The organism is Caproicibacterium sp. XB2 (genome assembly GCF_044880635.1).
Classification (GTDB): domain Bacteria; phylum Bacillota; class Clostridia; order Oscillospirales; family Acutalibacteraceae; genus Caproicibacterium; species Caproicibacterium lactatifermentans.
This window is the reverse complement of the sequence record NZ_CP173227.1, coordinates 1,049,725-1,075,745: the sequence shown is the minus strand read 5'-3', so window position 1 is coordinate 1,075,745 and position 26,021 is coordinate 1,049,725. Positions and strand designations below refer to the sequence as shown.

51 protein-coding genes and 2 tRNA genes are annotated in these 26,021 nt (G+C 48.1%); 6 read left to right on the top strand and 47 right to left on the bottom strand.

Annotated elements, in window-relative coordinates; genetic code table 11:
• Positions 1-6 precede the first annotated feature (6 nt).
• The 46 genes from ACIHKT_RS05335 to ACIHKT_RS05110 all read right to left on the bottom strand — a co-directional run bounded on the left by ACIHKT_RS05335 (position 7) and on the right by ACIHKT_RS05110 (position 19,389).
• On the bottom strand, positions 7-399 hold the full coding sequence (locus ACIHKT_RS05335; protein WP_404351902.1) for a hypothetical protein: 393 nt from the start codon (positions 397-399) through the stop codon (positions 7-9).
• On the bottom strand, positions 396-578 hold the full coding sequence (locus ACIHKT_RS05330) for a hypothetical protein (protein ID WP_404351899.1): 183 nt from the start codon (positions 576-578) through the stop codon (positions 396-398). The genes ACIHKT_RS05335 and ACIHKT_RS05330 overlap by 4 nt, the downstream gene beginning before the upstream one ends.
• A gap of 141 nt (positions 579-719) precedes the next feature.
• The gene (locus ACIHKT_RS05325; protein ID WP_404351896.1) at positions 720-935 is read right to left on the bottom strand and encodes a hypothetical protein; all 216 of its coding nucleotides are present in this window, start codon (positions 933-935) and stop codon (positions 720-722) included.
• Positions 925-1,068, bottom strand: coding sequence for a hypothetical protein (locus ACIHKT_RS05320; protein WP_404351893.1), 144 nt, complete (start codon positions 1,066-1,068; stop codon positions 925-927). The genes ACIHKT_RS05325 and ACIHKT_RS05320 overlap by 11 nt, the downstream gene beginning before the upstream one ends.
• The gene (locus tag ACIHKT_RS05315) at positions 1,065-1,334 is read right to left on the bottom strand and encodes a hypothetical protein (protein WP_404351890.1); all 270 of its coding nucleotides are present in this window, start codon (positions 1,332-1,334) and stop codon (positions 1,065-1,067) included. The genes ACIHKT_RS05320 and ACIHKT_RS05315 overlap by 4 nt, the downstream gene beginning before the upstream one ends.
• The gene (locus tag ACIHKT_RS05310; protein WP_404351887.1) at positions 1,331-1,534 is read right to left on the bottom strand and encodes a hypothetical protein; all 204 of its coding nucleotides are present in this window, start codon (positions 1,532-1,534) and stop codon (positions 1,331-1,333) included. Before ACIHKT_RS05310 ends, ACIHKT_RS05315 begins: the two co-directional genes overlap by 4 nt.
• Positions 1,531-1,728 (bottom strand): hypothetical protein, encoded by a 198-nt coding sequence (locus ACIHKT_RS05305; protein WP_404351884.1) that lies wholly within the window; start codon positions 1,726-1,728, stop codon positions 1,531-1,533. The genes ACIHKT_RS05310 and ACIHKT_RS05305 overlap by 4 nt, the downstream gene beginning before the upstream one ends.
• A gap of 46 nt (positions 1,729-1,774) precedes the next feature.
• Positions 1,775-1,933 carry a hypothetical protein gene (locus ACIHKT_RS05300; protein WP_404351881.1) on the bottom strand — a complete coding sequence of 53 codons (159 nt, stop codon included), beginning with the start codon at positions 1,931-1,933 and terminating at the stop codon, positions 1,775-1,777.
• A 33-nt stretch (positions 1,934-1,966) separates the two neighbouring features.
• A complete protein-coding gene (locus tag ACIHKT_RS05295; RefSeq protein ID WP_404351879.1) occupies positions 1,967-2,176 on the bottom strand; it encodes a hypothetical protein in 210 nt (69 codons plus the stop codon).
• Between the two features lie 373 nt (positions 2,177-2,549).
• Positions 2,550-2,906, bottom strand: a complete 357-nt coding sequence (locus ACIHKT_RS05290; protein ID WP_404351876.1) for a hypothetical protein — start codon at positions 2,904-2,906, stop codon at positions 2,550-2,552.
• A 210-nt stretch (positions 2,907-3,116) separates the two neighbouring features.
• Positions 3,117-3,347: a hypothetical protein gene (locus tag ACIHKT_RS05285; RefSeq protein WP_404351873.1), complete on the bottom strand. Its 231-nt coding sequence runs from the start codon at positions 3,345-3,347 to the stop codon at positions 3,117-3,119.
• 12 nt (positions 3,348-3,359) lie between these two features.
• Positions 3,360-3,617: a hypothetical protein gene (locus tag ACIHKT_RS05280; RefSeq protein ID WP_404351870.1), complete on the bottom strand. Its 258-nt coding sequence runs from the start codon at positions 3,615-3,617 to the stop codon at positions 3,360-3,362.
• Between the two features lie 33 nt (positions 3,618-3,650).
• Positions 3,651-3,827 (bottom strand): hypothetical protein, encoded by a 177-nt coding sequence (locus tag ACIHKT_RS05275; RefSeq protein ID WP_404351867.1) that lies wholly within the window; start codon positions 3,825-3,827, stop codon positions 3,651-3,653.
• Positions 3,828-4,090: 263 nt separating this feature from the next.
• Positions 4,091-4,216, bottom strand: coding sequence for a hypothetical protein (locus ACIHKT_RS05270; protein ID WP_404351864.1), 126 nt, complete (start codon positions 4,214-4,216; stop codon positions 4,091-4,093).
• 24 nt (positions 4,217-4,240) lie between these two features.
• Complete coding sequence (locus ACIHKT_RS05265) at positions 4,241-4,645, bottom strand: hypothetical protein (RefSeq protein ID WP_404351861.1); 405 nt, start codon at positions 4,643-4,645, stop codon at positions 4,241-4,243.
• Positions 4,646-4,771: 126 nt separating this feature from the next.
• Positions 4,772-4,906 carry a hypothetical protein gene (locus ACIHKT_RS05260; protein WP_404351858.1) on the bottom strand — a complete coding sequence of 45 codons (135 nt, stop codon included), beginning with the start codon at positions 4,904-4,906 and terminating at the stop codon, positions 4,772-4,774.
• A gap of 130 nt (positions 4,907-5,036) precedes the next feature.
• The gene (locus ACIHKT_RS05255; RefSeq protein ID WP_404351855.1) at positions 5,037-5,282 is read right to left on the bottom strand and encodes a hypothetical protein; all 246 of its coding nucleotides are present in this window, start codon (positions 5,280-5,282) and stop codon (positions 5,037-5,039) included.
• A gap of 57 nt (positions 5,283-5,339) precedes the next feature.
• Positions 5,340-5,573, bottom strand: a complete 234-nt coding sequence (locus ACIHKT_RS05250; protein WP_404351852.1) for a hypothetical protein — start codon at positions 5,571-5,573, stop codon at positions 5,340-5,342.
• A gap of 104 nt (positions 5,574-5,677) precedes the next feature.
• Entirely contained in the window at positions 5,678-5,827 is a 150-nt protein-coding gene (locus ACIHKT_RS05245; protein ID WP_404351849.1) for a hypothetical protein, read from the bottom strand.
• Positions 5,828-5,939: 112 nt separating this feature from the next.
• Positions 5,940-6,095 carry a hypothetical protein gene (locus ACIHKT_RS05240; RefSeq protein WP_404351846.1) on the bottom strand — a complete coding sequence of 52 codons (156 nt, stop codon included), beginning with the start codon at positions 6,093-6,095 and terminating at the stop codon, positions 5,940-5,942.
• 36 nt (positions 6,096-6,131) lie between these two features.
• Entirely contained in the window at positions 6,132-6,281 is a 150-nt protein-coding gene (locus ACIHKT_RS05235; protein ID WP_404351843.1) for a hypothetical protein, read from the bottom strand.
• Positions 6,282-6,294: 13 nt separating this feature from the next.
• Positions 6,295-6,471 (bottom strand): hypothetical protein, encoded by a 177-nt coding sequence (locus tag ACIHKT_RS05230; protein WP_404351840.1) that lies wholly within the window; start codon positions 6,469-6,471, stop codon positions 6,295-6,297.
• A 128-nt stretch (positions 6,472-6,599) separates the two neighbouring features.
• On the bottom strand, positions 6,600-6,797 hold the full coding sequence (locus tag ACIHKT_RS05225; RefSeq protein WP_404351838.1) for a hypothetical protein: 198 nt from the start codon (positions 6,795-6,797) through the stop codon (positions 6,600-6,602).
• Complete coding sequence (locus tag ACIHKT_RS05220) at positions 6,754-7,023, bottom strand: hypothetical protein (protein ID WP_404351835.1); 270 nt, start codon at positions 7,021-7,023, stop codon at positions 6,754-6,756. The genes ACIHKT_RS05225 and ACIHKT_RS05220 overlap by 44 nt, the downstream gene beginning before the upstream one ends.
• A 260-nt stretch (positions 7,024-7,283) precedes the next feature.
• Positions 7,284-7,421, bottom strand: coding sequence for a hypothetical protein (locus tag ACIHKT_RS05215; protein ID WP_404351832.1), 138 nt, complete (start codon positions 7,419-7,421; stop codon positions 7,284-7,286).
• Positions 7,422-7,504: 83 nt separating this feature from the next.
• Positions 7,505-7,568: transfer RNA gene (locus ACIHKT_RS05210), tRNA-Ser, on the bottom strand.
• On the bottom strand, positions 7,541-7,744 hold the full coding sequence (locus ACIHKT_RS05205) for a hypothetical protein (protein ID WP_404351829.1): 204 nt from the start codon (positions 7,742-7,744) through the stop codon (positions 7,541-7,543). Before ACIHKT_RS05205 ends, ACIHKT_RS05210 begins: the two co-directional genes overlap by 28 nt.
• Positions 7,745-7,788: 44 nt before the next feature.
• Positions 7,789-7,953: a hypothetical protein gene (locus ACIHKT_RS05200; RefSeq protein WP_404351826.1), complete on the bottom strand. Its 165-nt coding sequence runs from the start codon at positions 7,951-7,953 to the stop codon at positions 7,789-7,791.
• 301 nt (positions 7,954-8,254) lie between these two features.
• The gene (locus ACIHKT_RS05195; RefSeq protein ID WP_404351823.1) at positions 8,255-8,416 is read right to left on the bottom strand and encodes a hypothetical protein; all 162 of its coding nucleotides are present in this window, start codon (positions 8,414-8,416) and stop codon (positions 8,255-8,257) included.
• Positions 8,417-8,479: 63 nt separating this feature from the next.
• Complete coding sequence (locus ACIHKT_RS05190) at positions 8,480-8,650, bottom strand: hypothetical protein (RefSeq protein WP_404351820.1); 171 nt, start codon at positions 8,648-8,650, stop codon at positions 8,480-8,482.
• Complete coding sequence (locus ACIHKT_RS05185; RefSeq protein ID WP_404351817.1) at positions 8,613-8,750, bottom strand: hypothetical protein; 138 nt, start codon at positions 8,748-8,750, stop codon at positions 8,613-8,615. The genes ACIHKT_RS05190 and ACIHKT_RS05185 overlap by 38 nt, the downstream gene beginning before the upstream one ends.
• A gap of 721 nt (positions 8,751-9,471) precedes the next feature.
• Positions 9,472-9,801 (bottom strand): hypothetical protein, encoded by a 330-nt coding sequence (locus ACIHKT_RS05180; protein WP_404351814.1) that lies wholly within the window; start codon positions 9,799-9,801, stop codon positions 9,472-9,474.
• Positions 9,738-9,875, bottom strand: a complete 138-nt coding sequence (locus ACIHKT_RS05175; RefSeq protein ID WP_404351811.1) for a hypothetical protein — start codon at positions 9,873-9,875, stop codon at positions 9,738-9,740. Before ACIHKT_RS05175 ends, ACIHKT_RS05180 begins: the two co-directional genes overlap by 64 nt.
• Before the next feature lie 123 nt (positions 9,876-9,998).
• Complete coding sequence (locus tag ACIHKT_RS05170) at positions 9,999-10,139, bottom strand: hypothetical protein (protein WP_404351808.1); 141 nt, start codon at positions 10,137-10,139, stop codon at positions 9,999-10,001.
• Positions 10,140-10,202: 63 nt separating this feature from the next.
• Positions 10,203-10,406, bottom strand: a complete 204-nt coding sequence (locus ACIHKT_RS05165) for a hypothetical protein (protein WP_404351806.1) — start codon at positions 10,404-10,406, stop codon at positions 10,203-10,205.
• A complete protein-coding gene (locus tag ACIHKT_RS05160) occupies positions 10,396-10,581 on the bottom strand; it encodes a hypothetical protein (protein WP_404351803.1) in 186 nt (61 codons plus the stop codon). Before ACIHKT_RS05160 ends, ACIHKT_RS05165 begins: the two co-directional genes overlap by 11 nt.
• A gap of 400 nt (positions 10,582-10,981) precedes the next feature.
• Positions 10,982-11,107 carry a hypothetical protein gene (locus tag ACIHKT_RS05155; protein ID WP_404351800.1) on the bottom strand — a complete coding sequence of 42 codons (126 nt, stop codon included), beginning with the start codon at positions 11,105-11,107 and terminating at the stop codon, positions 10,982-10,984.
• A gap of 19 nt (positions 11,108-11,126) precedes the next feature.
• Positions 11,127-11,264: a hypothetical protein gene (locus ACIHKT_RS05150; protein ID WP_404351797.1), complete on the bottom strand. Its 138-nt coding sequence runs from the start codon at positions 11,262-11,264 to the stop codon at positions 11,127-11,129.
• Positions 11,261-11,458: a hypothetical protein gene (locus tag ACIHKT_RS05145; RefSeq protein WP_404351794.1), complete on the bottom strand. Its 198-nt coding sequence runs from the start codon at positions 11,456-11,458 to the stop codon at positions 11,261-11,263. The genes ACIHKT_RS05150 and ACIHKT_RS05145 overlap by 4 nt, the downstream gene beginning before the upstream one ends.
• 268 nt (positions 11,459-11,726) lie before the next feature.
• On the bottom strand, positions 11,727-12,017 hold the full coding sequence (gene cas2, locus ACIHKT_RS05140; protein ID WP_086035858.1) for a CRISPR-associated endonuclease Cas2: 291 nt from the start codon (positions 12,015-12,017) through the stop codon (positions 11,727-11,729).
• 11 nt (positions 12,018-12,028) lie between these two features.
• A complete protein-coding gene (gene cas1c, locus ACIHKT_RS05135) occupies positions 12,029-13,060 on the bottom strand; it encodes a type I-C CRISPR-associated endonuclease Cas1c (RefSeq protein ID WP_086035857.1) in 1,032 nt (343 codons plus the stop codon).
• Entirely contained in the window at positions 13,057-13,719 is a 663-nt protein-coding gene (gene cas4 / locus ACIHKT_RS05130) for a CRISPR-associated protein Cas4 (RefSeq protein ID WP_086035856.1), read from the bottom strand. The genes cas1c and cas4 overlap by 4 nt, the downstream gene beginning before the upstream one ends.
• A gap of 2 nt (positions 13,720-13,721) precedes the next feature.
• Positions 13,722-14,642, bottom strand: coding sequence for a type I-C CRISPR-associated protein Cas7/Csd2 (gene cas7c / locus ACIHKT_RS05125; RefSeq protein WP_086035855.1), 921 nt, complete (start codon positions 14,640-14,642; stop codon positions 13,722-13,724).
• A 2-nt stretch (positions 14,643-14,644) separates the two neighbouring features.
• Complete coding sequence (gene cas8c, locus ACIHKT_RS05120) at positions 14,645-16,402, bottom strand: type I-C CRISPR-associated protein Cas8c/Csd1 (RefSeq protein WP_174193100.1); 1,758 nt, start codon at positions 16,400-16,402, stop codon at positions 14,645-14,647.
• Positions 16,399-17,097 carry a type I-C CRISPR-associated protein Cas5c gene (gene cas5c / locus ACIHKT_RS05115; RefSeq protein ID WP_086035853.1) on the bottom strand — a complete coding sequence of 233 codons (699 nt, stop codon included), beginning with the start codon at positions 17,095-17,097 and terminating at the stop codon, positions 16,399-16,401. The genes cas8c and cas5c overlap by 4 nt, the downstream gene beginning before the upstream one ends.
• Positions 17,098-17,202: 105 nt before the next feature.
• Positions 17,203-19,389, bottom strand: coding sequence for a CRISPR-associated helicase/endonuclease Cas3 (locus tag ACIHKT_RS05110; protein WP_086035852.1), 2,187 nt, complete (start codon positions 19,387-19,389; stop codon positions 17,203-17,205).
• Positions 19,390-20,322: 933 nt separating this feature from the next.
• Between ACIHKT_RS05110 and ACIHKT_RS05105 the strand changes: the two genes are divergently transcribed.
• From ACIHKT_RS05105 to ACIHKT_RS05080, 6 genes are all read left to right on the top strand, one after another.
• The gene (locus ACIHKT_RS05105; protein WP_086035850.1) at positions 20,323-20,511 is read left to right on the top strand and encodes a hypothetical protein; all 189 of its coding nucleotides are present in this window, start codon (positions 20,323-20,325) and stop codon (positions 20,509-20,511) included.
• Positions 20,512-20,872: 361 nt separating this feature from the next.
• Entirely contained in the window at positions 20,873-21,223 is a 351-nt protein-coding gene (locus tag ACIHKT_RS05100; protein WP_086035848.1) for a four-helix bundle copper-binding protein, read from the top strand.
• A gap of 84 nt (positions 21,224-21,307) precedes the next feature.
• Complete coding sequence (locus ACIHKT_RS05095) at positions 21,308-22,558, top strand: cytochrome P450 (RefSeq protein ID WP_086035847.1); 1,251 nt, start codon at positions 21,308-21,310, stop codon at positions 22,556-22,558.
• Between the two features lie 328 nt (positions 22,559-22,886).
• The gene (locus ACIHKT_RS05090; RefSeq protein WP_404351784.1) at positions 22,887-23,594 is read left to right on the top strand and encodes a hypothetical protein; all 708 of its coding nucleotides are present in this window, start codon (positions 22,887-22,889) and stop codon (positions 23,592-23,594) included.
• 122 nt (positions 23,595-23,716) lie between these two features.
• On the top strand, positions 23,717-23,905 hold the full coding sequence (locus tag ACIHKT_RS05085) for an AbrB/MazE/SpoVT family DNA-binding domain-containing protein (RefSeq protein WP_086035845.1): 189 nt from the start codon (positions 23,717-23,719) through the stop codon (positions 23,903-23,905).
• Positions 23,906-24,853: 948 nt separating this feature from the next.
• Positions 24,854-25,468 carry a hypothetical protein gene (locus ACIHKT_RS05080; protein WP_086035844.1) on the top strand — a complete coding sequence of 205 codons (615 nt, stop codon included), beginning with the start codon at positions 24,854-24,856 and terminating at the stop codon, positions 25,466-25,468.
• Between the two features lie 423 nt (positions 25,469-25,891).
• Here ACIHKT_RS05080 and ACIHKT_RS05075 read toward each other — a convergent pair.
• Positions 25,892-25,967: transfer RNA gene (locus ACIHKT_RS05075), tRNA-Lys, on the bottom strand.
• Positions 25,968-26,021 lie beyond the last annotated feature (54 nt).

Below are 26,021 nucleotides of genomic sequence, written 5' to 3'. Positions count from 1 at the left end.
ATTATTTCAATCCACGCTCCCGTGTAGGGAGCGACGCTGAACGTATAATATTGCGACAGGCTGAAAATATTTCAATCCACGCTCCCGTGTAGGGAGCGACTCCGAATTGAGCGACTGTCCTGAAAGCTGGATAAATTTCAATCCACGCTCCCGTGTAGGGAGCGACCTGGAGAGCGCCGAGGTCCTTAAAAATATCCCGCTTATTTCAATCCACGCTCCCGTGTAGGGAGCGACTATGATACCTTGAAACACGTCATCCAGCCGGGCCATTTCAATCCACGCTCCCGTGTAGGGAGCGACACAGTCGGGCTTCATACCGTTCCGGCCGGCGTCGATTTCAATCCACGCTCCCGTGTAGGGAGCGACACGGCGAAGTTGCAGATGCCAGAGTCGCTTCACATTTCAATCCACGCTCCCGTGTAGGGAGCGACATCGTAGTCAAGCACAATGGGGAGACCAAAAGTGATTTCAATCCACGCTCCCGTGTAGGGAGCGACCAAATTGATAAGCCCGCGCAGTATAGCCACCGCAATTTCAATCCACGCTCCCGTGTAGGGAGCGACTTCCACAGAGCCCACCAGCGGCGATATGCTGATATTTCAATCCACGCTCCCGTGTAGGGAGCGACCTGTTTCTGCGAATCCACCATGCCAATGAATTTCATATTTCAATCCACGCTCCCGTGTAGGGAGCGACTCTGCCCCTTTTGTGGCCCATCATCATAGCGAAATTTCAATCCACGCTCCCGTGTAGGGAGCGACTCTAGCTCGCCGCCCAGCGCTTCTAATGTATCGGATTTCAATCCACGCTCCCGTGTAGGGAGCGACGAGCGTCAAGCATTGATTGACGGACTTGCAAATGATTTCAATCCACGCTCCCGTGTAGGGAGCGACCGTTCTCCGGAAGACACAGCCGCTTTTGATGCTAAATTTCAATCCACGCTCCCGTGTAGGGAGCGACTTCTTTTCGGCTGTCCAGCTCGTAGATAAAAGGCAATTTCAATCCACGCTCCCGTGTAGGGAGCGACGCAGTGGCCGGCTGGTTTGGTTGGGTATGGTCTGATTTCAATCCACGCTCCCGTGTAGGGAGCGACGTCTGGCTCCCGCATTGGTGGTTTTGGTACATGGTATTTCAATCCACGCTCCCGTGTAGGGAGCGACGCCATGACCGCCAGCCATGCGCCAGGTCCGGCATATTTCAATCCACGCTCCCGTGTAGGGAGCGACCGTCACTGTTGGGCATAGACTTATCCACTGTGCCAATTTCAATCCACGCTCCCGTGTAGGGAGCGACGACAATACACCGATATAGATGTATAATAAATATAATTTCAATCCACGCTCCCGTGTAGGGAGCGACTTGGTGCTCTCGGCCGCGTCACGAAGATTGACCGGATTTCAATCCACGCTCCCGTGTAGGGAGCGACCGTCACTGTTGGGCATAGACTTATCCACTGTGCCAATTTCAATCCACGCTCCCGTGTAGGGAGCGACGACAATACACCGATATAGATGTATAATAAATATAATTTCAATCCACGCTCCCGTGTAGGGAGCGACTTGGTGCTCTCGGCCGCGTCACGAAGATTGACCGGATTTCAATCCACGCTCCCGTGTAGGGAGCGACATTGGCCGCCGTCCGGAATGCGCCTATCGTCTGCATTTCAATCCACGCTCCCGTGTAGGGAGCGACATCTGCGAAACGTTGGGGCGCACAGCCTGCCAGCATTTCAATCCACGCTCCCGTGTAGGGAGCGACGCAGTATCGTTTTGAATCAATCCGTAAACATCATTATTTCAATCCACGCTCCCGTGTAGGGAGCGACTGTCCCGCTGAAGCTCCCACAGACTTGCGGCCATATTTCAATCCACGCTCCCGTGTAGGGAGCGACAGTGTCCAAACGACGCACTATAACATCTCCACCCGATTTCAATCCACGCTCCCGTGTAGGGAGCGACTATAAAATTTAATTCGCCGGTTTAAAAAAGCCGATTTCAATCCACGCTCCCGTGTAGGGAGCGACCCTGACTGAACTTGCTGTGTGGGAAGGATTGATTATTTCAATCCACGCTCCCGTGTAGGGAGCGACCGGTATCGGCGGCGAGCACCGAATTGCAAAGTTTATTTCAATCCACGCTCCCGTGTAGGGAGCGACACCATTATCTGGTGATAGCAAAGAGTCCGTGCGATTTCAATCCACGCTCCCGTGTAGGGAGCGACAAGGAGGAAAAAGTCAATGTCAAAAGTAGTATCATTTCAATCCACGCTCCCGTGTAGGGAGCGACAATATCATCAATAAACAGATTGAACTATTAAAAATTTCAATCCACGCTCCCGTGTAGGGAGCGACCACTTGATATAAATTTCACACACTTTTACACTTTATTTCAATCCACGCTCCCGTGTAGGGAGCGACATCAGCGCAAAGCACAGGCAGTGGCAGCGCAACAGATTTCAATCCACGCTCCCGTGTAGGGAGCGACTAGCTCCATCTGTAGCAGTAGCCGTAAAACTTGCTATTTCAATCCACGCTCCCGTGTAGGGAGCGACTAAGTCTGCCGAACGATATTTACCGTACAGCTGTATTTCAATCCACGCTCCCGTGTAGGGAGCGACATGTTCTGTTTCAGCCGTCTGTCTGATGTACTGTATTTCAATCCACGCTCCCGTGTAGGGAGCGACTTCGGCAAACGAGGTTCCTGAAAATGTAGACCCAATTTCAATCCACGCTCCCGTGTAGGGAGCGACGAAAATCCGGTACTACGTCGAAAGCATCGAGCCGATTTCAATCCACGCTCCCGTGTAGGGAGCGACATAGTTCGTGTTGAAAACATAGTCTTCCGGGCGATTTCAATCCACGCTCCCGTGTAGGGAGCGACGGTGGACTGAAATGAACTCTCGTCCACCTTACTTTATTTCAATCCACGCTCCCGTGTAGGGAGCGACTCGGAACTCATATCCGGCACCTTGCTCATACCATATTTCAATCCACGCTCCCGTGTAGGGAGCGACCTATTAGTAGACAGTATGGTATAATATAATCAATATTTCAATCCACGCTCCCGTGTAGGGAGCGACACGGGGTACAGATTGAGGATGCGTCGGTCCAGCCGATTTCAATCCACGCTCCCGTGTAGGGAGCGACAGTTGCTCCAGCGCCTTTTGCGTCGGCCCCATCTGCATTTCAATCCACGCTCCCGTGTAGGGAGCGACAGCAGCAAAGGTAGCAAGGCAGAAAAGTAAATTATTTCAATCCACGCTCCCGTGTAGGGAGCGACTAGCGGCTTGCCCCGGATATACCAATAGAGGGTTATTTCAATCCACGCTCCCGTGTAGGGAGCGACCATTTGCAAAACCGCCTATCGCGGCATTGGGCCGATTTCAATCCACGCTCCCGTGTAGGGAGCGACCTTTGCCACGGCTTTCAACAAACGAATAGGAGGAAAAATTTCAATCCACGCTCCCGTGTAGGGAGCGACCTGCCAAAAAATATATAGGAGGAAATATAAACATATTTCAATCCACGCTCCCGTGTAGGGAGCGACTGTGGGGCAAAGTGGTTGGAACTGGTGCTGATGGCATTTCAATCCACGCTCCCGTGTAGGGAGCGACGTCATGGCAAAGCTGTTCCAGATGTTCGATATTCTATTTCAATCCACGCTCCCGTGTAGGGAGCGACCAGCCATGGCTTGCTTTTCTGTCGATTCCCCATGAAATTTCAATCCACGCTCCCGTGTAGGGAGCGACCATTTTTGATGTGGTGTAGCATTGCGAGTTCTGATTTCAATCCACGCTCCCGTGTAGGGAGCGACCAGAGAAAGCGTCATTCTGCCGTCCGGTTGTTTATTTCAATCCACGCTCCCGTGTAGGGAGCGACTACAATGTCTTGAAACACGTCATCCAGCCTTACAATTTCAATCCACGCTCCCGTGTAGGGAGCGACGGCGCAATACAGCGGATGTAGTACTTACGCAGGTATTTCAATCCACGCTCCCGTGTAGGGAGCGACCTGCTGTACGTTCCAAGCCAACTTGCGTTGCATTATTTCAATCCACGCTCCCGTGTAGGGAGCGACAAATTTCTTGGACTGTCAACGCTTGCCCATCTTGATTTCAATCCACGCTCCCGTGTAGGGAGCGACAATGGGCTGGCATTTTAAGAGACCTTGCGGATAAATTTCAATCCACGCTCCCGTGTAGGGAGCGACTGTTTCCACTGCATCCCCACCCATGTGGGTACGCTATTTCAATCCACGCTCCCGTGTAGGGAGCGACTGGCGGACTGGGAAAAATCGTGCAGGATAATATGATTTCAATCCACGCTCCCGTGTAGGGAGCGACATCTGACTTTTGACAAGCCATTTACTTTCTTTTATTTCAATCCACGCTCCCGTGTAGGGAGCGACAATATCTCTTATAAATAGCACGTGTGTATTGCGGATTTCAATCCACGCTCCCGTGTAGGGAGCGACCGACCCATTCCTTCCGGCTGTCCAGTTCGTAGATATTTCAATCCACGCTCCCGTGTAGGGAGCGACAGGACGTGGACGGACGCGCGGAAACAAGACGGGTGATTTCAATCCACGCTCCCGTGTAGGGAGCGACTTCCGGAGATGATTATGCACCAGGAGAATTAGAAATTTCAATCCACGCTCCCGTGTAGGGAGCGACCGGCTCAAATGGGTGGCCTTGTAGCGACTCGTTATTTCAATCCACGCTCCCGTGTAGGGAGCGACTTTTCCACGATTATCATAGATATCTCCAACCTTATTTCAATCCACGCTCCCGTGTAGGGAGCGACCTGCAGACGCTGTCCGTCCGCGGTCCCCTCGCGATTTCAATCCACGCTCCCGTGTAGGGAGCGACTTGCTGGACTCGATAGCTTCAATAATTCCTTTAAATTTCAATCCACGCTCCCGTGTAGGGAGCGACTTATGGCAAGTAGCGTATTTGCAAGGGGGTTGGAGATTTCAATCCACGCTCCCGTGTAGGGAGCGACGCTTTTCCACGATTATCATAGATATCTCCAACTTTATTTCAATCCACGCTCCCGTGTAGGGAGCGACGCTTGCCAACATTGACTTCGTCTTTCGTGACAAGGATTTCAATCCACGCTCCCGTGTAGGGAGCGACATGCTCTGTTGAGCGTGCTGTGCGATACCGTGACGATTTCAATCCACGCTCCCGTGTAGGGAGCGACGGTGGAACATCACAGCACATACTTGACGGTGCCGCAATTTCAATCCACGCTCCCGTGTAGGGAGCGACGTACATGACAAACAAACAAAAACGGTTCTGCGAAATTTCAATCCACGCTCCCGTGTAGGGAGCGACGCTCAGCTACTGCGTCCATGTTACCAGCTCCCTCAATTTCAATCCACGCTCCCGTGTAGGGAGCGACAACATTGATTCAGACAAGCACGGCGTACCAGCGATTTCAATCCACGCTCCCGTGTAGGGAGCGACTTGAGGCCAGCGCCGCTTTAATTTCCTCAATTCCAATTTCAATCCACGCTCCCGTGTAGGGAGCGACTTATGTCCTTTGCGGTAAGGTAATTTGCCTGCAGATTTCAATCCACGCTCCCGTGTAGGGAGCGACTGTTCGCAGTTTTGCGCGAATTGCTGTCCACCACTATTTCAATCCACGCTCCCGTGTAGGGAGCGACTAGGGTTGGTCTTTACCCATGCCCGTAATATTCAATTTCAATCCACGCTCCCGTGTAGGGAGCGACTGCGAGTCCGAAGGAGAATGCCTGCTTCCAGCAGATTTCAATCCACGCTCCCGTGTAGGGAGCGACCCGAGAATGTCTTTGATTCCGTCGAACCATATCTATTTCAATCCACGCTCCCGTGTAGGGAGCGACTCATTTTTGATGTGGAGCAGCATAATGTGGTGATTTCAATCCACGCTCCCGTGTAGGGAGCGACGGAATTTGTCGTTTACATGGCACCGGTTATTCTTATTTCAATCCACGCTCCCGTGTAGGGAGCGACACAATGACGAGGCGGAGCTTGACCGGCTGCAGCGATTTCAATCCACGCTCCCGTGTAGGGAGCGACGGCGAATTGTTCCAGCCATTCGTCCGGGTCCGACATTTCAATCCACGCTCCCGTGTAGGGAGCGACCGCACGTCATGGTACTGGGTATCCCGGTGCATAAATTTCAATCCACGCTCCCGTGTAGGGAGCGACAATTGTTTCGCTTGTAGAAGCTGGAAACCCAAATATTTCAATCCACGCTCCCGTGTAGGGAGCGACAAAAATTGGGCGAAACTGGGTCATTGACTCAGAAATTTCAATCCACGCTCCCGTGTAGGGAGCGACGCGCTTCTAATGTATCGGAAATGGCTTCCTCTGATTTCAATCCACGCTCCCGTGTAGGGAGCGACCTTTGGGTGCTTGCAGATGTGTGCAAGGTGCTTATTTCAATCCACGCTCCCGTGTAGGGAGCGACAAGCAAGAGCCACCGCAACCACAGTACAGACGGATTTCAATCCACGCTCCCGTGTAGGGAGCGACGTAGTGCGACGAGTTGCTAACCGAGCTAGCAAAATTTCAATCCACGCTCCCGTGTAGGGAGCGACAGCTGCAATTCATCAATCATGTATGGACAGTGATTATTTCAATCCACGCTCCCGTGTAGGGAGCGACCTCAATAATATGATTTACATAATAATCCGCTTCTATTTCAATCCACGCTCCCGTGTAGGGAGCGACTGCAATCTGCACGATTATATTGAGGGACGCTTTGATTTCAATCCACGCTCCCGTGTAGGGAGCGACTACAGACGGCCACACGCTTGTTAATTTGATACATAATTTCAATCCACGCTCCCGTGTAGGGAGCGACAACCTGATTGACTGCGTGGGTGTAACGGGCTCTAATTTCAATCCACGCTCCCGTGTAGGGAGCGACGTGCTGACGAGGCGGAACTTGACCGGCTGCAACGATTTCAATCCACGCTCCCGTGTAGGGAGCGACCGTGCTGACGAGGCGGAACTTGACCGGCTGCAGTGATTTCAATCCACGCTCCCGTGTAGGGAGCGACGTTTTCGATTACGGAAATCTTGCCGCAGATTTTGATTTCAATCCACGCTCCCGTGTAGGGAGCGACACCTACACGCCAGATAAAACCGTTGCCTATGAAATTTCAATCCACGCTCCCGTGTAGGGAGCGACCCGTGTCGAACGGCATCACGTTCCAAGTGCCTACTATTTCAATCCACGCTCCCGTGTAGGGAGCGACTCGTTCAGCATCTCTTTGCCCAGCTGGCTTTCAAATTTCAATCCACGCTCCCGTGTAGGGAGCGACCTTTCTTCATTCTTATCTCGTTTCCCAAAATATTCGATTTCAATCCACGCTCCCGTGTAGGGAGCGACTCGTTCAGCATCTCTTTGCCCAGCTGGCTTTCAAATTTCAATCCACGCTCCCGTGTAGGGAGCGACCTTTCTTCATTCTTATCTCGTTTCCCAAAATATTCGATTTCAATCCACGCTCCCGTGTAGGGAGCGACGCGGACTCGAACCGCCGACCTGCTGATTACGAATCAATTTCAATCCACGCTCCCGTGTAGGGAGCGACAGGTGCTAAGTTGGAGCAGCTGAAAATCACTGCCGATTTCAATCCACGCTCCCGTGTAGGGAGCGACGTGCTGGTATGCAATATTTTTTTCCGGGAAGTGATTTCAATCCACGCTCCCGTGTAGGGAGCGACACTACCAATTTCAAACGTGATTGTATACACTGAAATTTCAATCCACGCTCCCGTGTAGGGAGCGACTTATATCTCTAAAGCGTGGTTGCATTTACGCAATATTTCAATCCACGCTCCCGTGTAGGGAGCGACCTGCTAACAGCCGCAGCAGAGCTGGATGCAGCGATTTCAATCCACGCTCCCGTGTAGGGAGCGACCGCCAAATTTTGCGGTACCAACTGGGATACAGATGATTTCAATCCACGCTCCCGTGTAGGGAGCGACAAATGGCGCTGGACTGGCCTGCTAAAAAATCAGGATTTCAATCCACGCTCCCGTGTAGGGAGCGACCAATCATGCAAGATTCCACCATTCCTAACGATTTATTTCAATCCACGCTCCCGTGTAGGGAGCGACACGATATAAGTTGCCGAACGTAACGACGTATCCATTTCAATCCACGCTCCCGTGTAGGGAGCGACGAATCCGCGTTTTCCACCGTCAAGGACTACCTGCTATTTCAATCCACGCTCCCGTGTAGGGAGCGACACTTTGAGTTAACTACAGAGCAATGTGTTCATTATATTTCAATCCACGCTCCCGTGTAGGGAGCGACTGCTTGAACAATTTGGCATCACTGTTGCGGTCAATTTCAATCCACGCTCCCGTGTAGGGAGCGACCTGCCGTGTTGCCCAGTCCCAGTCGTTGTTGTAAAATTTCAATCCACGCTCCCGTGTAGGGAGCGACGGTCCCAGTGAGCATCAGGCAGGGAGCGAGCACTCATTTCAATCCACGCTCCCGTGTAGGGAGCGACCGCCTTTGCCTGCAATAGATACATCTGCAATAGCGATTTCAATCCACGCTCCCGTGTAGGGAGCGACCTGCAGCTTCTGGACCTGTGCATCCGCTGCTGTGATTTCAATCCACGCTCCCGTGTAGGGAGCGACTATCGACATGGCCAAGGAACTTTGTATGATTCAGCATTTCAATCCACGCTCCCGTGTAGGGAGCGACAGTGAAACCACAAATAAGCCTGCGGTGCAGGTACAATTTCAATCCACGCTCCCGTGTAGGGAGCGACGGATATCAGTCAACACCTCGGCATGGACATGGAGATTTCAATCCACGCTCCCGTGTAGGGAGCGACGATTTTGTTCTTCCAAATGAAAAAGTAGTACTTATTTCAATCCACGCTCCCGTGTAGGGAGCGACCTGCTTGTGTCATATGATGGTCTTTCAATAATTCAATTTCAATCCACGCTCCCGTGTAGGGAGCGACCATACATGATTAAGCCCCTTCACTTGCAGTTGTTATTTCAATCCACGCTCCCGTGTAGGGAGCGACCCGACAACATCGGCCATAACACGGGATGGCGAGTATTTCAATCCACGCTCCCGTGTAGGGAGCGACACGGGCTTATAAAGCCGCATACCCGAGTGTCAAATTTCAATCCACGCTCCCGTGTAGGGAGCGACAATATAGTATATAATAGATGTATAATAAATATAATTTCAATCCACGCTCCCGTGTAGGGAGCGACTGTTCGCCGCAGTTGGGGCAAATCTTCCCGGTGTCATTTCAATCCACGCTCCCGTGTAGGGAGCGACTAGAGCCTGTACCACATCCACCCACCCGGCTCTATTTCAATCCACGCTCCCGTGTAGGGAGCGACCGAGCTTAATCACAAACGACTATCTGTGGCTCTGATTTCAATCCACGCTCCCGTGTAGGGAGCGACATTCTTTTCCGCGGCGCTGATGACCCTATGAAGATATTTCAATCCACGCTCCCGTGTAGGGAGCGACGTGGTGTACCACTTAAAATTCTCCCCGGAAAAAGTGATTTCAATCCACGCTCCCGTGTAGGGAGCGACCAACGCCATACCGCCGTAAGGCTGCCGCATTTGTATTTCAATCCACGCTCCCGTGTAGGGAGCGACCCGCTACAAGGACAATCTACGGTCAAGCGTGTATATTTCAATCCACGCTCCCGTGTAGGGAGCGACCCAGTACGGCCATCGACACGCTCACTACGGTTATATTTCAATCCACGCTCCCGTGTAGGGAGCGACTTCGCGTCTTTGGCTGCCATAAGTTCGTCGCCCATATTTCAATCCACGCTCCCGTGTAGGGAGCGACCGGGTAAATACTGGCTTGTACACCCGGCGCAGGGAATTTCAATCCACGCTCCCGTGTAGGGAGCGACTCGTGATTTCCTTCTACAGACTTATCCGGATGCGGATTTCAATCCACGCTCCCGTGTAGGGAGCGACTCCGAAATACGCTCCAGACTCACAAGCCCATTTATTTCAATCCACGCTCCCGTGTAGGGAGCGACGACTTTGTTCTCCCAGATGAAAAAGTAGTTCTTATTTCAATCCACGCTCCCGTGTAGGGAGCGACTTTTGGAGCAAAGTCTTTTGCAGTAGATAACGGCGATTTCAATCCACGCTCCCGTGTAGGGAGCGACTGTTCACAAATGTGAAAGTTCGGACGATTTCAAATATTTCAATCCACGCTCCCGTGTAGGGAGCGACTCAACTCGATTGGCAGAATAATCGAGTGGGACAAGATTTCAATCCACGCTCCCGTGTAGGGAGCGACCGCGGGAAACTTTGATGGATTTAGACTTAGTGGCGATTTCAATCCACGCTCCCGTGTAGGGAGCGACTTAGTAGTTTCTAAATGACTTGCTGACTCATTAAATTTCAATCCACGCTCCCGTGTAGGGAGCGACTTCCGACCTGCAGGAAAAGTATAAAACCGATACGATTTCAATCCACGCTCCCGTGTAGGGAGCGACCCGTGGAGTCGCCTGCGACGATAGAACGCGGAATATTTCAATCCACGCTCCCGTGTAGGGAGCGACTAGTCCACTTTGTGACATTCGATGTCATCAATGCATTTCAATCCACGCTCCCGTGTAGGGAGCGACTCCTGTTTCCAGACGTTACCTGCTGCAGAGCATTATTTCAATCCACGCTCCCGTGTAGGGAGCGACGATGACCTGCTAGCCTTACGTAGCAGATTTAAAATTTCAATCCACGCTCCCGTGTAGGGAGCGACATAATGGAAAACATTAAGTTTGTCGACAGTTCGCTATTTCAATCCACGCTCCCGTGTAGGGAGCGACGACTTATCCGGATGCGGGAAAAAAGCACATCTTTATTTCAATCCACGCTCCCGTGTAGGGAGCGACCGCATCCATGTCTGCGTTTCCGGTAACCTTCGTATTTCAATCCACGCTCCCGTGTAGGGAGCGACTATAAGGCAGGCTATGCAGCTTGCTAAGCAGAAGATTTCAATCCACGCTCCCGTGTAGGGAGCGACAGTTTATTCGACTGGATAGACGGGAAGGATGATATTTCAATCCACGCTCCCGTGTAGGGAGCGACATGGGTTTGTACATACATAAATTAATCCATCATTATTTCAATCCACGCTCCCGTGTAGGGAGCGACCGGAGTAGCGGCTAGCCGAGCCGCTACTCGAGTATTTCAATCCACGCTCCCGTGTAGGGAGCGACGGCATATCCGTTTTAATTCTCGGAGACTCCGGCAGTGATTTCAATCCACGCTCCCGTGTAGGGAGCGACCCTTGATGCGCTGAAAAGCCGCAATGACATTTGATTTCAATCCACGCTCCCGTGTAGGGAGCGACGTGGCAGCGCAACAGGAACGAATAGAGCACAATCGGATTTCAATCCACGCTCCCGTGTAGGGAGCGACCAGCTGGACAAGCTGGGCGGTGCTATCTCGACGCATATTTCAATCCACGCTCCCGTGTAGGGAGCGACGTGTGGCAACATGGTGGAAACAGGTGGAAACAGGTATTTCAATCCACGCTCCCGTGTAGGGAGCGACAGTAAAAATATACAAACACTTATTTTAACATTTGTACATTTTCTGTAAAAACACAAAGGGACTCATTTTAGTATCGTCCTTTTTATTCTTTTTTGACCTCCCAGTATTGCTTTTCTGCAGTTTTCAGGTGCGAAAGATAGGGCATTTCTATGATTGATACCGGTTCGCATTAAAAAATCAACGTTCCTTCCGGGTCATAACCTGCTTTTGCACCAAAATGCTCAACTTTATTCTTATAGTTTTTGCCAAGATAGTAAAATCGCAGACTATCCTTTTCTATATCGATTATTTTACATAATGTTGCCTGCAGTACCTTACACTGTGCGTTGTCAAGCAGACATTCAAAAACAGAGCACTGCACGCGCTGACCGTGTTTCACACATTCTTTGGCAACGTGTCGCAAGCGCTTTCTGCCAGCAGCATCTTCTGTATTAACATCGTAGGTAATCAGTACCAGCAATCTAAGCTACCTCATTTCCACAGGAAGGGCGGATAAGCGTCTAGGTCGCCGCGCAAATAGCGGGCGAGCAGCAGTGCCTGAACATAGGGGACAAGACCCCATTGCATTTTATCGTGCAGATATGGGTGCTTGATTTCTTCCCGTTTGTGTGTCTGCCACGCTTTTATAAATGTTCGGTGGCCTGAGTCATTCAGCAGAACGGCATCATTTTCCATTCTTTCAAACTGCTTTGCGTTAATTTCACGGGTATTAATCATTGTAATGACCAGTCTGTCTACCAGCACACTTCGGAGTTCTTCCATCAAATCAAGAGCAAGGGATTCTCTGCCGGGACGGTCGCGGTGCATAAATCCAACGTAGGAATCCAGGCCAACACTTTCCAGTGCGGCGGCGCAGTCGCTGGCGAGCAGCCGATAGCCAAAAGACAGCATCGCATTAACTCTGTCTAGCGGAGGTCGTCTGGATCGTCCGGAAAACGAAAACATTTTTTTCTGATTGATAATCATTTGGTCAAACACACTGAAATATCTCGCTGCCGTTTCTCCTTCCAATCCGCGTAGGGTATCAAGGTCCGTTACGGTAAGAATCTGCTTTGACTTTTCCGCAAGGAACTGTGAAGTGTCCTTCAGCAGTGCTGCATTTACCCGCATGGCATGGTCTCTGGCAATGCGTTCCAGGCACCAGCGGCTGTTGTAAAGTTTTCCAAAAATGAAGCATCTCGCGACAAGGCAGCTTTCAGCAGTATTGTCGGAAATGCGGTACTGTTTTTTTCTAAGCAGCACGTTTCCCTGTGACCTTCCGCTGACCCTGGCGAGGAAGCGGCCGGTTGGCGTTAAGAATGTCAGTCCAATACCGCGCTTTGCGCATTCTCCCGCAAGGGCGGGACTTGCTCCTTTATATGAAAAACAGAAAATATTTTCAAGCCCCAGCAGCGGCAGCATTTTTCGTGTACCATCTCCTGCATGGATAACGGCATTTTCATTTTCCAAAGATAAGTAGCTGTCCTCACTCAATACAAAGAGTGTATTTAACAAATGCTTCATTCGTCCTCCTGAGTATGTGACTTCAGGTATGATGCTGCGGAACCGGCCTTATTTAGTTCCGGAAGGCAAACATCTTTTAGGGAACAGGCATTACAGGATTTGGTGCGTTTTACCTTCGGTGTATAACCTCTGCGGTACAACTCATTCATTTCTTTTAGGGAAGATTCCACTTCGCTGCGCAGCTCCTGTGTAAAAAGCACTTCTGTTCTGCGGTGCGGTTCGCCATAGAAAAGGTCGCCGGACGCAATCCTACAGCAGAGCATTTCCTCCAGGCACATTGCCTGACCGCACAGCTGCAGTTTATCCGCATCATACGATTTTGGCCTGCCGTGCTTATATTCCACTGGGCGTGGCAGCCAACGGCCTTCTCTGCCGTACAGAGTAATACCAGCATCATCTTTATGAAATTCAACTGCGTCGCAGATACCAACTGCACCGAGTCTATCCGATTTTACCCGCATACCGCGTACCACAAGCGTGTCACCGCGCAGCTCGGTTTGACTTTCGTCATGTACTCTGTTGTGCATTAGGCTGCCTTCTGCTGTGCGCAGATTTTCCGACCATTGCTGTTCAATGTGTATCAGCGCCCACTGTCTGCGGCAAAACGAAAAATGCTGCAGTTCAGAAAGCTGCCGATAATCCTCTTCCGCCGCGGGCATCATCAGTCCCTCTGTTCGCAGGTTACGCCGTCCGGCAGATTTGCTTCATCTACCGTTACGGTATAGTCGCTGTAGCTGCGCGGAGCGGTTCTGCCTTCCGTCAGGTATTTTCTGTCCACCTTTACTAGGTCAAAGAGTTTATGGGCCGGCGCGCAGCCTAATTCAGAGTTGTGCTTAAAGATAATCAGCTTGCGTACGGCCATCTGGCCGCGTGCGGCGGAACGGTCATACTCAAACATATTGATGATAGCATCCCACAGCAGGTTTAGGTCCTCCTCAGAAAAACCGGTTGATTTGCGCGCAAGGTTGGCGGAAATATATCCTTCACAGCGATAAAGGCCATATGGAACAATGTACTTTGAGCCCATTTCATTGTTTTTCTTTTCAGCATCGTCTTCTGTGGAGATTGCAACGCGGGTAATGGAAATTTCCTGCGCAATTACAGGGTCCACAGAGCGTGAAAAACTAAGCTGAACCGGGCCGCGGACCTGTCCGCAATTCAGTGCACCCTTGACCATGGTTGTCATAACGGCGCCAAACGTGCGGATATCGTAAAACTGACTGCACATATAGTCACGAACAGCTCTATCAACATCATTATTTTTCTTTGCTTCTTTAATCAGCTTTTTCAAGTCTTTTGTTTCAGCTGCATTTGAAATGCCGACCTGCTCAAACGCTTCGTCGTCGCTGCGGTTAAGCGGCACACCTTTTTTAATATAGATGCGATATCCCGGGGCATCGTCTTTTACCGTTTCCACATAGTTGCGGATTTTGCGTTTCAGGCAGACGTCTGTTACCAGCCCAAGGCCGGTTTCTGGGTCAATACGCGGCATGTTTCCGGCGTCCGGGTCACCGTTTGGATTGCCGTTTTCCACATCAAAAAGTACAACGAATTCATAGCGGTTCTTGATAGGCTCACTCATAATCAGTTATCCTCCTCAGCTTTGCTGTTTTCTTTCTCTTTTTTAGAAGTGAAAAGGTCCTGCTTTTCATGGTAATAGCCAAGGTAAAAGGCACCCTGTTCCTGCAGAGAAAAACGTGTCGGCAGTGTTTTATGGATGCGGTTTTCCAGCTCTGTGATAATTTTATCGTAATAGATTTTAGAACCTTCGGAAAGTTTGCGCTGGTGGTGCTGAGAAAGGCTCAGCAGCAACGGGAAAATAGTTGATGGCGTTGCGCTGGCACTGGTAAAGTATTTATTACGAATGGTTGCTTTTATACCCGGGGTTGCCGTCTTTTGTACCATTTCGAGTACGGCGAACAGCCGCCCGAGAACGTACGGCATATAGTCACTATCTTTGTTCAGTTCCACTTTTAATACCTCCTCTGGTATTGTGATTTCTTTGTTTTTCAGGAAATAGGCTTTTATAATCGCGGCTTTTTTCCAATTGATGTCGTGCTCTGCGCGTATGCGCAGCATAACATTTTCAAAAAGGGAAGAAGGATAGTCTGTCCCCATTAGAATAGACGTCAGCACAGCGGCAGCCATAGGCGCAGGCGGCGCTTTGTTTTTGGAGTTTTGATTTGCTGTTTCATTTAGCAGCGTCCAGAGGGGCAGCTCATGCGTTTCGCCCATGGGCTGAATGATTTTCAAGCGCTCATTGTGTTCCATAAGGTTTTGCAGCATACGGCCAAACTTGTTCTGCAGGAAGAACCGTACAGACAGGCGGGAAGCGTTCGGTGCCAACCCAAGGACATAGAAGGGAGTATCGTACTGAATCACCGTGTCCTGAAAGATCGTGCTGCCGCCGTTTGCCAGTGCATCAATGATTCCTTTTAGGTCCGCTTCTGTAACTTTGCTGTCAGAGCCAAACACAGCGGTGTTCCAAATATCCTGTTCCAATGGTTCAGCGCCTTCGGTCCAATACAGGACCGTTGTATCCGCAATATGCTGGATATGGTCCCTGTCCGCGGTCATATAGTTTAGCGCAGTGCCGTATTTGAATGCTGCTATTTCACTGACCGGTGCGTTTAGGCCCTGCGTGTGGTCATAGGACTCAAAAGCGGGTGCGTTGTAGGAAACCAAAGAAGCGCCGGAAGGCTGCGCACCGTTAATTCCCTTAATGCTTGGATGAAGCCGGGCAATAGGGGCTTCTTCTCCCGTGACTAGGCAGCGCATCCGTACTGCATCGTCCGGTATTTTTGTGTGGTACTGTTCCCACGCTGTTCGAACAGCAGAGTCCTCATGCACTCTTGTGCCGTCCGGCATTTCAAAAACGAGATTCGCTCCGGCTTCGATTTCGTCCAAATAATCGGTCAGCTTTTCATTTTCTGCCGCAGTATTGATATCCCATGTGTCAAAAAAGTGAAGGACTGCTTTGGCGGCTTCACTTTCTGTATGGTCTAGTACGGCATGATGCAGCTCTTTTGCTGCTTCAAAGCACTTTTGGGTACGTTCTGGCTTTCCTTTGTCGTCTATTCCCAGCAGATAGCTGCCATTGTCACATAAAAAATTAGCGGCAACACCAGAAGTCTTTTTAACTTGTTCCGGTACCTGCATGGGCTGCGGAACTTCTTTTTTCCCATTTTTAGATGGTACTTTTAGGGAAATCATGTTTAACAGGGTGCCGTCAGGCGCAATCCGGAGCGCCAGCGAAACTTTTGCTGTACACCAACCGGCAGGGGAGATGAGATTTCCGGCCGCCAGTGCATCATAATGCCTGACCAATGACTGCAGAATCATTTCAGCACCCTCTCTCCGGAGACCTGCACAACACCATTTTTCAGCATGGCGTGGAAGAACATGGGCTGTATGTCCTGAGGATTGCTGTAATCCAGGTCATACAGCATCAGTCCCAAATCCTTTGTGTAGTTCACAGCAGGAATTTCTCCGCCCGACCATGCACGAAAATGTGCCGGAAACTCACGGCAGCCAAAGTACGGCTGAGAGTAGCACTTGCCGCTTTCCAGCCTGCGGCGGAAAATATCTTTGAATTTGCCTTCATTATCGCATAGGGCAGCTTTGTCGGTCATTTCAAAGTGTGCTTCCAGTACATAATGAACATCCCGCAGTACGGTGGAGGCACGCTGCTGAATGTCATCACTGGTGTTAATCATTGGCACAGGGCCGCCCTCCATCATGCGCTTTACCTGTGCCGCCTGTACTTTGCTTTTCACTTCGTTTCGCCGAATATTCGTAAACTGAATCGGATTTTCTTCCGCAGAGATGGACGGGTCAGCCAGTTCTGTGCCAAATTTCCGGAGAACATAAATCCTGTCTATCACCACGTGCAAGCCTGGATGCCAGTAAATACTTTCAATCAACCCCCGTGCGGCCGACGGCGTAATGATTTCATAGCTCATTCGTTCCGTTTTTAGTTCTGGTCTGGTGAAGAGAGCGTAATCTCCCCAGACCTCTACCTGTAAACCGTAACTCAAAAGGCAGTCGCTTCCTTTCTGAAAATTTTACAATTTTGGATAAGTGTATGGAAACAGTCATTCGCAGTATCATCTCTTTTACTTCCTAACCGGCTCTTTTTATGTTTACTCTATGTATCCAAACCCACCGTCATTTTGAAACTGAAGTCCGGTATCTTCGTCATATAGGTTCGGAACAGTCAACACGGCGAGTTGGTCGCCAATGATGTGCAGAGAGGGGGATAGTTCCTTAAAATGGTCTGGATAAATGCTGACACAGTATGGTCCCATCTTACGGAAAGTGCGGCGGCTCGGCTGGAACCCTGGCTGGTCAAACAGCACAGCGATTCGGCGGCTGTTGTCGTCACGCGGGATAAGCACCGTCCATGTATTGTTTTCAATGATACAGAAATCACGGGCGGCTGTTTGAAACGGAAACCGAAAGCCCTGCTGCACGCCGTCTTCAAAGCCCTTTACAATGTCTTTCAGATCGAGTGCATGACCAGTATCCTTATAAAGGCGGCTGAAGTATTCCGTTATTGCGTCTGGCGAGTCAATATCATCTCTGTCACGTGTTACGTCATATGCTTCTTCTGCCGGACGCTTCATGGTGTCATTTGTTTTATATTTGTTTTCTGGTTTGAATAGATAAACGATACTGTCTTGCGGCGGACGTTTGTTTTCCCGGTTACAGCGGCCACCTGCCTGGATTTCGCTATCAAGGCCGGCATAAGCACGATAAACGGTGGGAAAGTCAACATCGACGCCGGCTTCTATCAAACTGGTGGAAACCACACGGCAGGACTGGCCTGCCTGCAGGCGCTTTCGTATTGTTTTTAAGACGGTCCGCCTGTGTTCCGGCGTCATCAAAGTAGACAGATGAAAACTGCCGGGCTTGTCCAGCAGGCCATAAAGATTTCTGGCCTGTTTTCGGGTGGAAACAATGCACAGCACCTGCTCACAGCGGTTCAGCCGCTGCGCCAGTTCTTCATCCGTTAGGGCCCCAAGCTGCTGGTACTGTACGCGGCGGAATAGTTTGTAAAGTTCCTGTGTGTTTGGGCAGATTTCCGTTGCTTTTAGTGTGGGAGCATATGTATGGAAAAGGTTTCCGAGGGCTGGCTGCGTCGCGGTGCACAGCACACAGGAGGTACCGTAATTCACTGTGAGTTCGGCAATTGCGTCTATACATGGTTTTAAGTAATACAGCGGCAGCGTTTGTGCTTCATCAAAGATAATCACGCTGTCTGCAATGTTGTGCAGTTTGCGGCAGGCAGAAGTCCGATTGGAGAACAGTGACTCAAAAAACTGCACAGCGGTCGTTACAATGACAGGCATATCCCAGTTTTCGGCCGCCAGACGTTTTGGGGAGATTTTTTCATTCTGGTCGTCGTCGTACTGCGCACCGGAGTAATGAGCAAGTACGTTTTCGCTGCCGAGAATTTCGCTGAAAACATCAACGGTCTGTTCAATAATTGAGCAATACGGAATAACATAAATGACCCGCTTCATGTGGTGCTTCTCCGCGTGATGAAGCGCAAATGCAAGGGAAGAAACGGTTTTTCCGCCGCCGGTCGGCACGGTCAGTGTAAACAGTCCCTTGTCGGCGTTTTTGCCTGTATCCATGCAGGCTTTTAGGATTTCGCTGCGCTTTCCGTTCAGCCCTTCCTTTGCATTTAGCCAATGCTTTTCTTGGACATAGTTATTCAGTTTCAGCGACAACTCTGGAATGCTGCTGCCGCTGCCACGCCCAGCGTCTTTGCCTTTCATAAATGCTTCGGTATCCAGAAAATCGGCATCCACAAGGCAGGAAAACAGCATTCGCGTAAAGAAGGAGAGGGTAAAGCCCTTTTGACCGAGCAGCTGCAGTTTCGGCGGCTGTGGAACTTTCAGCTGCACAAATTTTTTATATATTTGATAGTCTTCCGGCAGCTTTTTCTGAAGCCGCCCCATCAGTGTTCCGGAAGTTTCACTCTTATCATACCGTCCGCCGCCGTTCATCAGCCCGGCGTGATGTCCGGCGATGCAGTAGGCTGGCAGCAGGGTACATACGTTTCCGGCCAAATGCATCAGTTCCTGCGCACCTGCTGTGGAGTGGTCTCTTTTGGAATCGTTGTCCCAAATACGGTGCTGAAAGCCCGCCGAGAATTTCCCAATGTCGTGTGCCAGCCCGCATTGGTACGCCATATCACCTGCACCAAAAGGTTCCGCAAACGTGCGTGCCATTGCGGCGACATTTTTCAAGTGTTCCTGGACAGTTTGTACAGTTCCGTCTGTTTCTCTGATATGCGCTGCATACGGCCTGCTTTTTTCCATTTTATCATCTCCGTCTCCTATCTGTTTATCTTATTATACTATAAAATAAAAACATTGGAAGATGTTTTGTGAGTTTTTGGTCACATAGGGAAGTGAATCACAATATGGTAAAGCAAAAGGGGAATACTTACATGAAAAACTCGGCAGGAACAATGGAATATCAGAACGCAGTCCTTGGAACGGAGGCTTTAAACGCTACTACATATACATAAAAGATAATGGTGAGGATAGATACTTATGGCTTGTATAGCAATTCTGGTTGAAAGAAGCTTCTTATGACGGTTCAACTATGATTGCACGAAACGATAATTCCAGTTTGGGACATTTTTTAACCCAAAAAATTCGTAACGATTCATCCCGGGGAATAGTACGCAACTTATCAATCCGTACTTTCCCGTGTGACTATTAAACTGCCTCAAAATCTCATGCGGTTTACGGCTGTACCAAATGCTGTGGAGGAAGTGGGCATCTGAGATGCCAGCTACGGAAAACATTACTTCTGATCCGCGGGTGTTGGGAGCGGACCCACTGGTTAAGTATTATCCGGCGCAGGACGGACAGCCTGTGATTTGAAACCATCGGCGGCCGTCACTGGATTGCTAGGAAAGTGCCGGATAACGTCTGCAATCGAAAAAGGTGGAGTTGGCAAAACAACAACGGCACTGAACATTGGTGCCGGACTTCAGTCACTTGGAAAAAGGTGCTGTTAATTGACCTCGGCCAGCAGGGACACCTGTCCCGGTGGCTTGGCTATCAGCCAGACGGATGTTGACAATCTGCTTGTTAGTAACGCGCTGCAATGCAGTGATAAGGTACAGGCACTGTCTGCGGCGCTTGCTGCAGTATCTCGGCCGCATAAGGCCACAATGGTTCATCATGAACTTGAATTAGCGGGAACAAAGTAACGGATTTCCAATGCCGAGGCGAGCGAATTTGCAGCAGAAAATGGTACAAGCGTTTGGGACTACGGACATCAAGGAATTTCAGCAAAAACTGGAGCATGGCGACTTTGAAAAGGCAGCAACTCTTGACGAGAACCTAAAGGACGCACAAATGGAAGCCAACCGCATCAATAACGCAAGGATACAGCCGCAGCAGGGCGTGGAAGAAAGAAACAAGTGATATGGATGAGATTGTTGAATACCTTGAAAAATTGGTTATACCGTCGAGAAGCAAGGGAAAATGAAGTGCTTTCTGCTTGTGCTGAAAAATGGTCTGCCGGTCGGCTTTATTGCAGCAGGAAATTGAAGTAGTCGAGAAGACGGTCAAAAAATCCTTCAGGGAAAACGAGGGGGTCACAAGATACGATGCTCAAGGCGCACCGACCGAGACCGTGAGCTCCTCACTCGATGTATGGAATGACCACCTTAAGCTCGTGAACGGAACGGAGATTACGGTGTAAGGTTTTTATTGGTTAGGTCAATGTATTTTTTATATTTTATTAGTAATGCTAATATAAACCGAAAAGGAGGTAATCTTAATTATGGGAATTGTTAACAAGGCAATTGACAAATATCAAAAATGTATTGATGCTTGTAACAGGTGCGCACAGGCTTGTATGGAATGTATGACAATGTGCCTCAGTGAGCCGGATGTCACCGCAAGAAAAAAATGTATTGCAATGCTAAACGAATGTGCCTGCATCTGTAAAGAAGCGGCATCTTTTATGTCAATGGACGCTAAGTATGCAATGGATTTGTGCAAACTTTGTGCTACAATGTGCAATGATTGTGCAACGGAATGCGATATGTTTAAAGACATACATTGCCAAAAATGTGCTGATGAATGCCGTACTTGTGCAAATGAATGCAATATGATGGCAGCAGCAAAATAAAGGGATCATATCAGTAAAACTGGTTTTACTGTATCAAGTGTATTCCAATATATTTATTTAGGTATAGAAAGGAACAATTCGCCTATGCCAAAAACCAATACTCCACATGAAAAAAATATGGATGAAACCCTTGCCCTGTCACAAGAAGGTTATCTGTATATAAAAAACAGGATGGATAAACATAAATCTGATTTATTTAAAACACACTTATTGGGACAGGAAGTAATATGTATAACCGGAAAAGAAGCAGCGGAAATATTCTACGATACGGAACGGTTTGTGCGCAGTGGTGCGGCGCCTAAACGGGTACAAAAAACCCTTACCGGTGAAAATGCTATACAGGGAATGGATAGCGAGGCGCATTTACACCGCAAATCTCTTTTTATGTCGCTGACAAATAATCAGCATCCAAAGACGCTTGCCGATCTTGCCTATAAGGAATGGGAAGCTGTTATACCCAGATGGGAAACGGCTGAAAAGATTAAACTTTTTGACGAAGCAAAGATTGTTTTATGTAAAACGGCCTGCAAATGGGCTGGCGTTCCGTTATTAGAATCTGAAACTAAGGAATATGCGGACGATTTTGCTAAAATGATTGACGCTTTTGGAGCTGTTGGACCAAGGTATTGGAAAGGGAGAGCAGCGAGGACAAAAACAGAAAAATGGATAGAAAATATTGTAGATAATGTACGGGCAGGCAGGTTAAATGTCCCTGAAGTATCAGCGCTTTATAAGGTGGCGAATTATAAAGAACTTGACGGTAATTTGCTGGAGATTAATATGGCGGCAAAGGAACTGATTAACTTAATTCGCCCTATAGTCGCCATTTCAACTTATATTACGTTTATGGCTTTGGCATTGCATGAACATCCTGAGTATAAAAATATGTTGCTAAGCGATGCCGATGCGCCCCACATGTTTGTGCAGGAAGTGCGGCGTTTTTACCCCTTTACCCCTTTTGTCGGGGCAAAAGTAAAAAAAGAATTTGTCTGGAATAGTTGCGAGTTTAAAACAGGAACACTCGTACTTCTTGATGTATACGGCATAAATCACGATTCACGTATATGGGATAAGCCGTATGAATTTCAGCCGGAACGGTTCAGAAATTGGCAATACAATCCGTTTGAGTTTATCCCACATGGTGGGGGTGATCCTGCCAACGGACACCGCTGCCCTGGAGAAAGTATTACCGTTGAAATTATGAAAGCTACACTTAACTTTCTTATGAATAAGATTGATTACAAAGTGCCGGATCAGAATTTAGGTTATAATATGGCAAGAATACCGACTTTGCCGAAAAGCGGATTCATACTCAATAATGTGATATCTAAATAAATATAATGATTATCCGAGTAGAAAAGCATCTACCCGAAGCAACATTCCACCCATATTCATCAGTAAACTGTTAGAATATGGGTGGAATTATATTTACACTGGATTTGCCAATTCGAAGTTAGCCAGCCATCTGTGATATTCCCCGTTACTAAATGTAACATCACAATTTTTACTCCTGTTTCAGCTTCTATATGTGGAGGGTTGCCATGTCCTTCTGTATTTATAACTTTAACGTAGCTTCCCGGTATAGGGAATGTTTTGAGTAATTATCAGCAGGAATTAAGACTGATGCAACAAAAATGATATAGATATAGCATATATAGGCTATATGTTTCATTACAAAGGGATGGAAAAGTTTATCAAGGCATTAACATATGCGCACTTTGATATTGCAGGATATGACGGCCAGGGACAAGCCTGGTACACTGTAAAGGAACGTTTTGCGGACAAGTTTCAGGATATTCCGCTGCAAACGGTAACGCTTTACACGCACAATCCGAAAGGAGAACGGGTTGTACCATGCATTCCAGCTAGCACGATACATGATTTAGTGCAGTTCAGACGTACGGCAGCCTATCAAAATGTCATTATGGTTGGCTATACGTTGCAGAAAGAGCCGTATTATGCTCCTCTGCGCGTTATGTCCGGTAAGTACAAAGTGGATGTTATAGGTTCACGCAAAGATTATGGTTTTACTATCAACGAGAATGCTGCGGGTCCTGCGGCCAGCACGGTCTGTGTCTTTGAAAGTCCGATTGAAGCTATGAGTTACTGGTCTATGTGTAAGGAGCTGCAGAGTCCACGCATGGATTATCCGATGATTTCTTTGGGCGGCGTATCAACGTCGTATGTCCTTACGCAGTTTTTAAAAGATCATCCAAGTGTCAAGAACATTATTTTGGGTCTTAACGTGGACACCGCCGAAAATGGGCACACTATAACAGTCGGGCAAAATGCAACGGTTCGTATACAGAAAGAATTTGGGAATAAGTATCAACATCCTTGTGCATACTCCAGCCCTAAACAATTGGAATGACGTCTTAGTTGATTATAGAAGAAACGCAGCTGTACTGGAGAAACAGATGCAGCCTGCCAGATTGCAGCAGAAGGTCCGCCAGTATGGCGGACCTTCTTTATAAATAAAGGAGATGAACTTTTATGAATCAGTCTTTAAAAGGAAACATTACCATTTATGCGATTGGTGAAATCAGATGCATAGATAAGTTGGGAAGGTTGGTTATCCCGAAAAGTTTGCGTGATCGCTTTGGGATGTTCCAAGGCCAGGCCATTGAAATGGTTGGAACAGACGCTGGCATTCTTGTACGCCCGGCACAGAAAAAAGAATAATAAATGACTAGAGTAGCAAAGAAAAGGCGGAGGTTCTTTTCCTCCGCCTTTTCTTGTTCACTGAACGAAAATACCGCCCATACTGAACCAACTCGAAAATCAGCATACGACTATTCAATACATCTATAATCTTGTAAAATATTTGTTTGACCATACATGAAACCGATGTACTAGATATACGTAATGGAGGCCAACAGATGGCAAGCAAAGTTTATGGATATATTCGAGTATCAAGCATGGACCAAAACGAAGATAGGCAACGAATTGCAATGCATAAGAAAATCTGTTTTAGATAGATGCATTTATACAGATAAGCAATCTGGAAAGGATTTCAATAGGCCGCAATATAAAAAGATGGTACGCAAATTACAGCCGGGAGATTTGCTGTATGTTCTGAGTATAGTCAACTTTCTGCGTAATAACATCTGCTGCCGATGCAGGAATGACTGCGGCAGCCATTATTATGGTAGTGCCTATGATTGGTATGATCCTTTTTCTCATCTTCCAGTTTGTTTTGTATTTTATATCCATTTTGTTCCTCATTTTACTGTTATTTTACCCCTTTTATGATTGATTTGTCAATTAAGATTACAAAAAGTCCCCACCTTTACCATATAGCAGCAACTGTTAAGGAAGTTCTGATTGCATTCATCACTAGACGGATACGCAAAAGATGAGATTATCGGGGTATCGCGTATCAGGAATTTGTATGCGAATTTAATGGAAACCACAACCGGCCAACATCTTCAACAATTGAGTTGCTGGACAGTGCGGCTGCTATGACCGGCACAACTGTTACTAATAAAAAAGAAATACTAAATTCTTTTATAATCCTTGTGTTCCACATATTGGCATCTGGATAAAAAGCTGTATTCTTTTTATAGATGATATTGGACCATTTCACATTAAAAAAAGGAGGAGCAAAATGAATCATCAGTTTATAAATGGATGGGGAAGATTCTGATATGTGCCGCATTACTTTTCAGCTTTGTTAGCTTTGTTGCGGTGCCTTCCTATGCAGCCGGTATGGTCGACAATGTTGAGTCGGATACAACGAGCAGGACATTGTTTTCGGTCGGTGAAAAGTATTGTTTCCTAATCACACCAAAAATCAAAAGTACAAAAGTCAGTTACGCCGTTGGAAATGGAAAAGTTCTAAAGACATTTGTTGCGGGAAAGCCTACAAAAAATGCTGATGGAACAACGACATATCTGTTTGGCTTTTCTTGTGTAGAGAAAGGAGAAACCGGAATTTATATGACCAGCAATGGGAAAATATCCAAAATTTTTTCCGCATATGTTGGGGACTCCCTTCAACAAATCATTACAAAGGCAAAAGAGACAAACTATAGTGGATTCGGTATCACATCTGAGGAACTGCAACTGTTGCTTACGAAAGGTGGCGAAGAAGGCCGCATCACATTTAATCGGATTATGGAAAATGCAAAACCTGTTCCCGGTGAAGCCACTCAATGGTCACAGAATACGCTCCCATCTTCCAAAAACAATTACTCCTATAAAAAGGATATTGTGACATCGCAAGTGACAAAGATTGACGGTTAGTAGCCTACTTGTATTTAGAATTCCATGACATTTGGGGGAAATGTGAAAATTATGGGGAATAGTAAAAGAATTCTGCCTATCTGTATTTACAACGTTGTAACGTTGACGCTGTAAACAGTTCTCGCATTATTTCGACCAGCTAGCAATCCATAGGGGGAATGAGCGGCAGGCCGTGCCTTGAGAGTCAAAATCGAATTATCGGAATTATCCATAGCTACTGGACTGCCAGTCCCAATACAGGCGATTCAGTAGTTGCTAAATTAGATAATTGGATATGTAATAAGATGAATTCTTATAGAGACTAAATTAGATTATAATTAGTTCGAAAATGTGTTTCCTTTTGGAAGCACATTTTTTATGCCCGCAAATAAAAATATCCGCATGGTCAAACCTTAAAGACGGCTTAACCATGCGGATTCCCTTTGGTGAACCATCGGGGATTCGAACCCCGGACACCCTGATTAAAAGTCAGGTGCTCTACCGACTGAGCTAATGATTCATATTTTTTGTTGCCCCTTTTGAACCGGCTCTAATAGAATACACCCTTTTATTT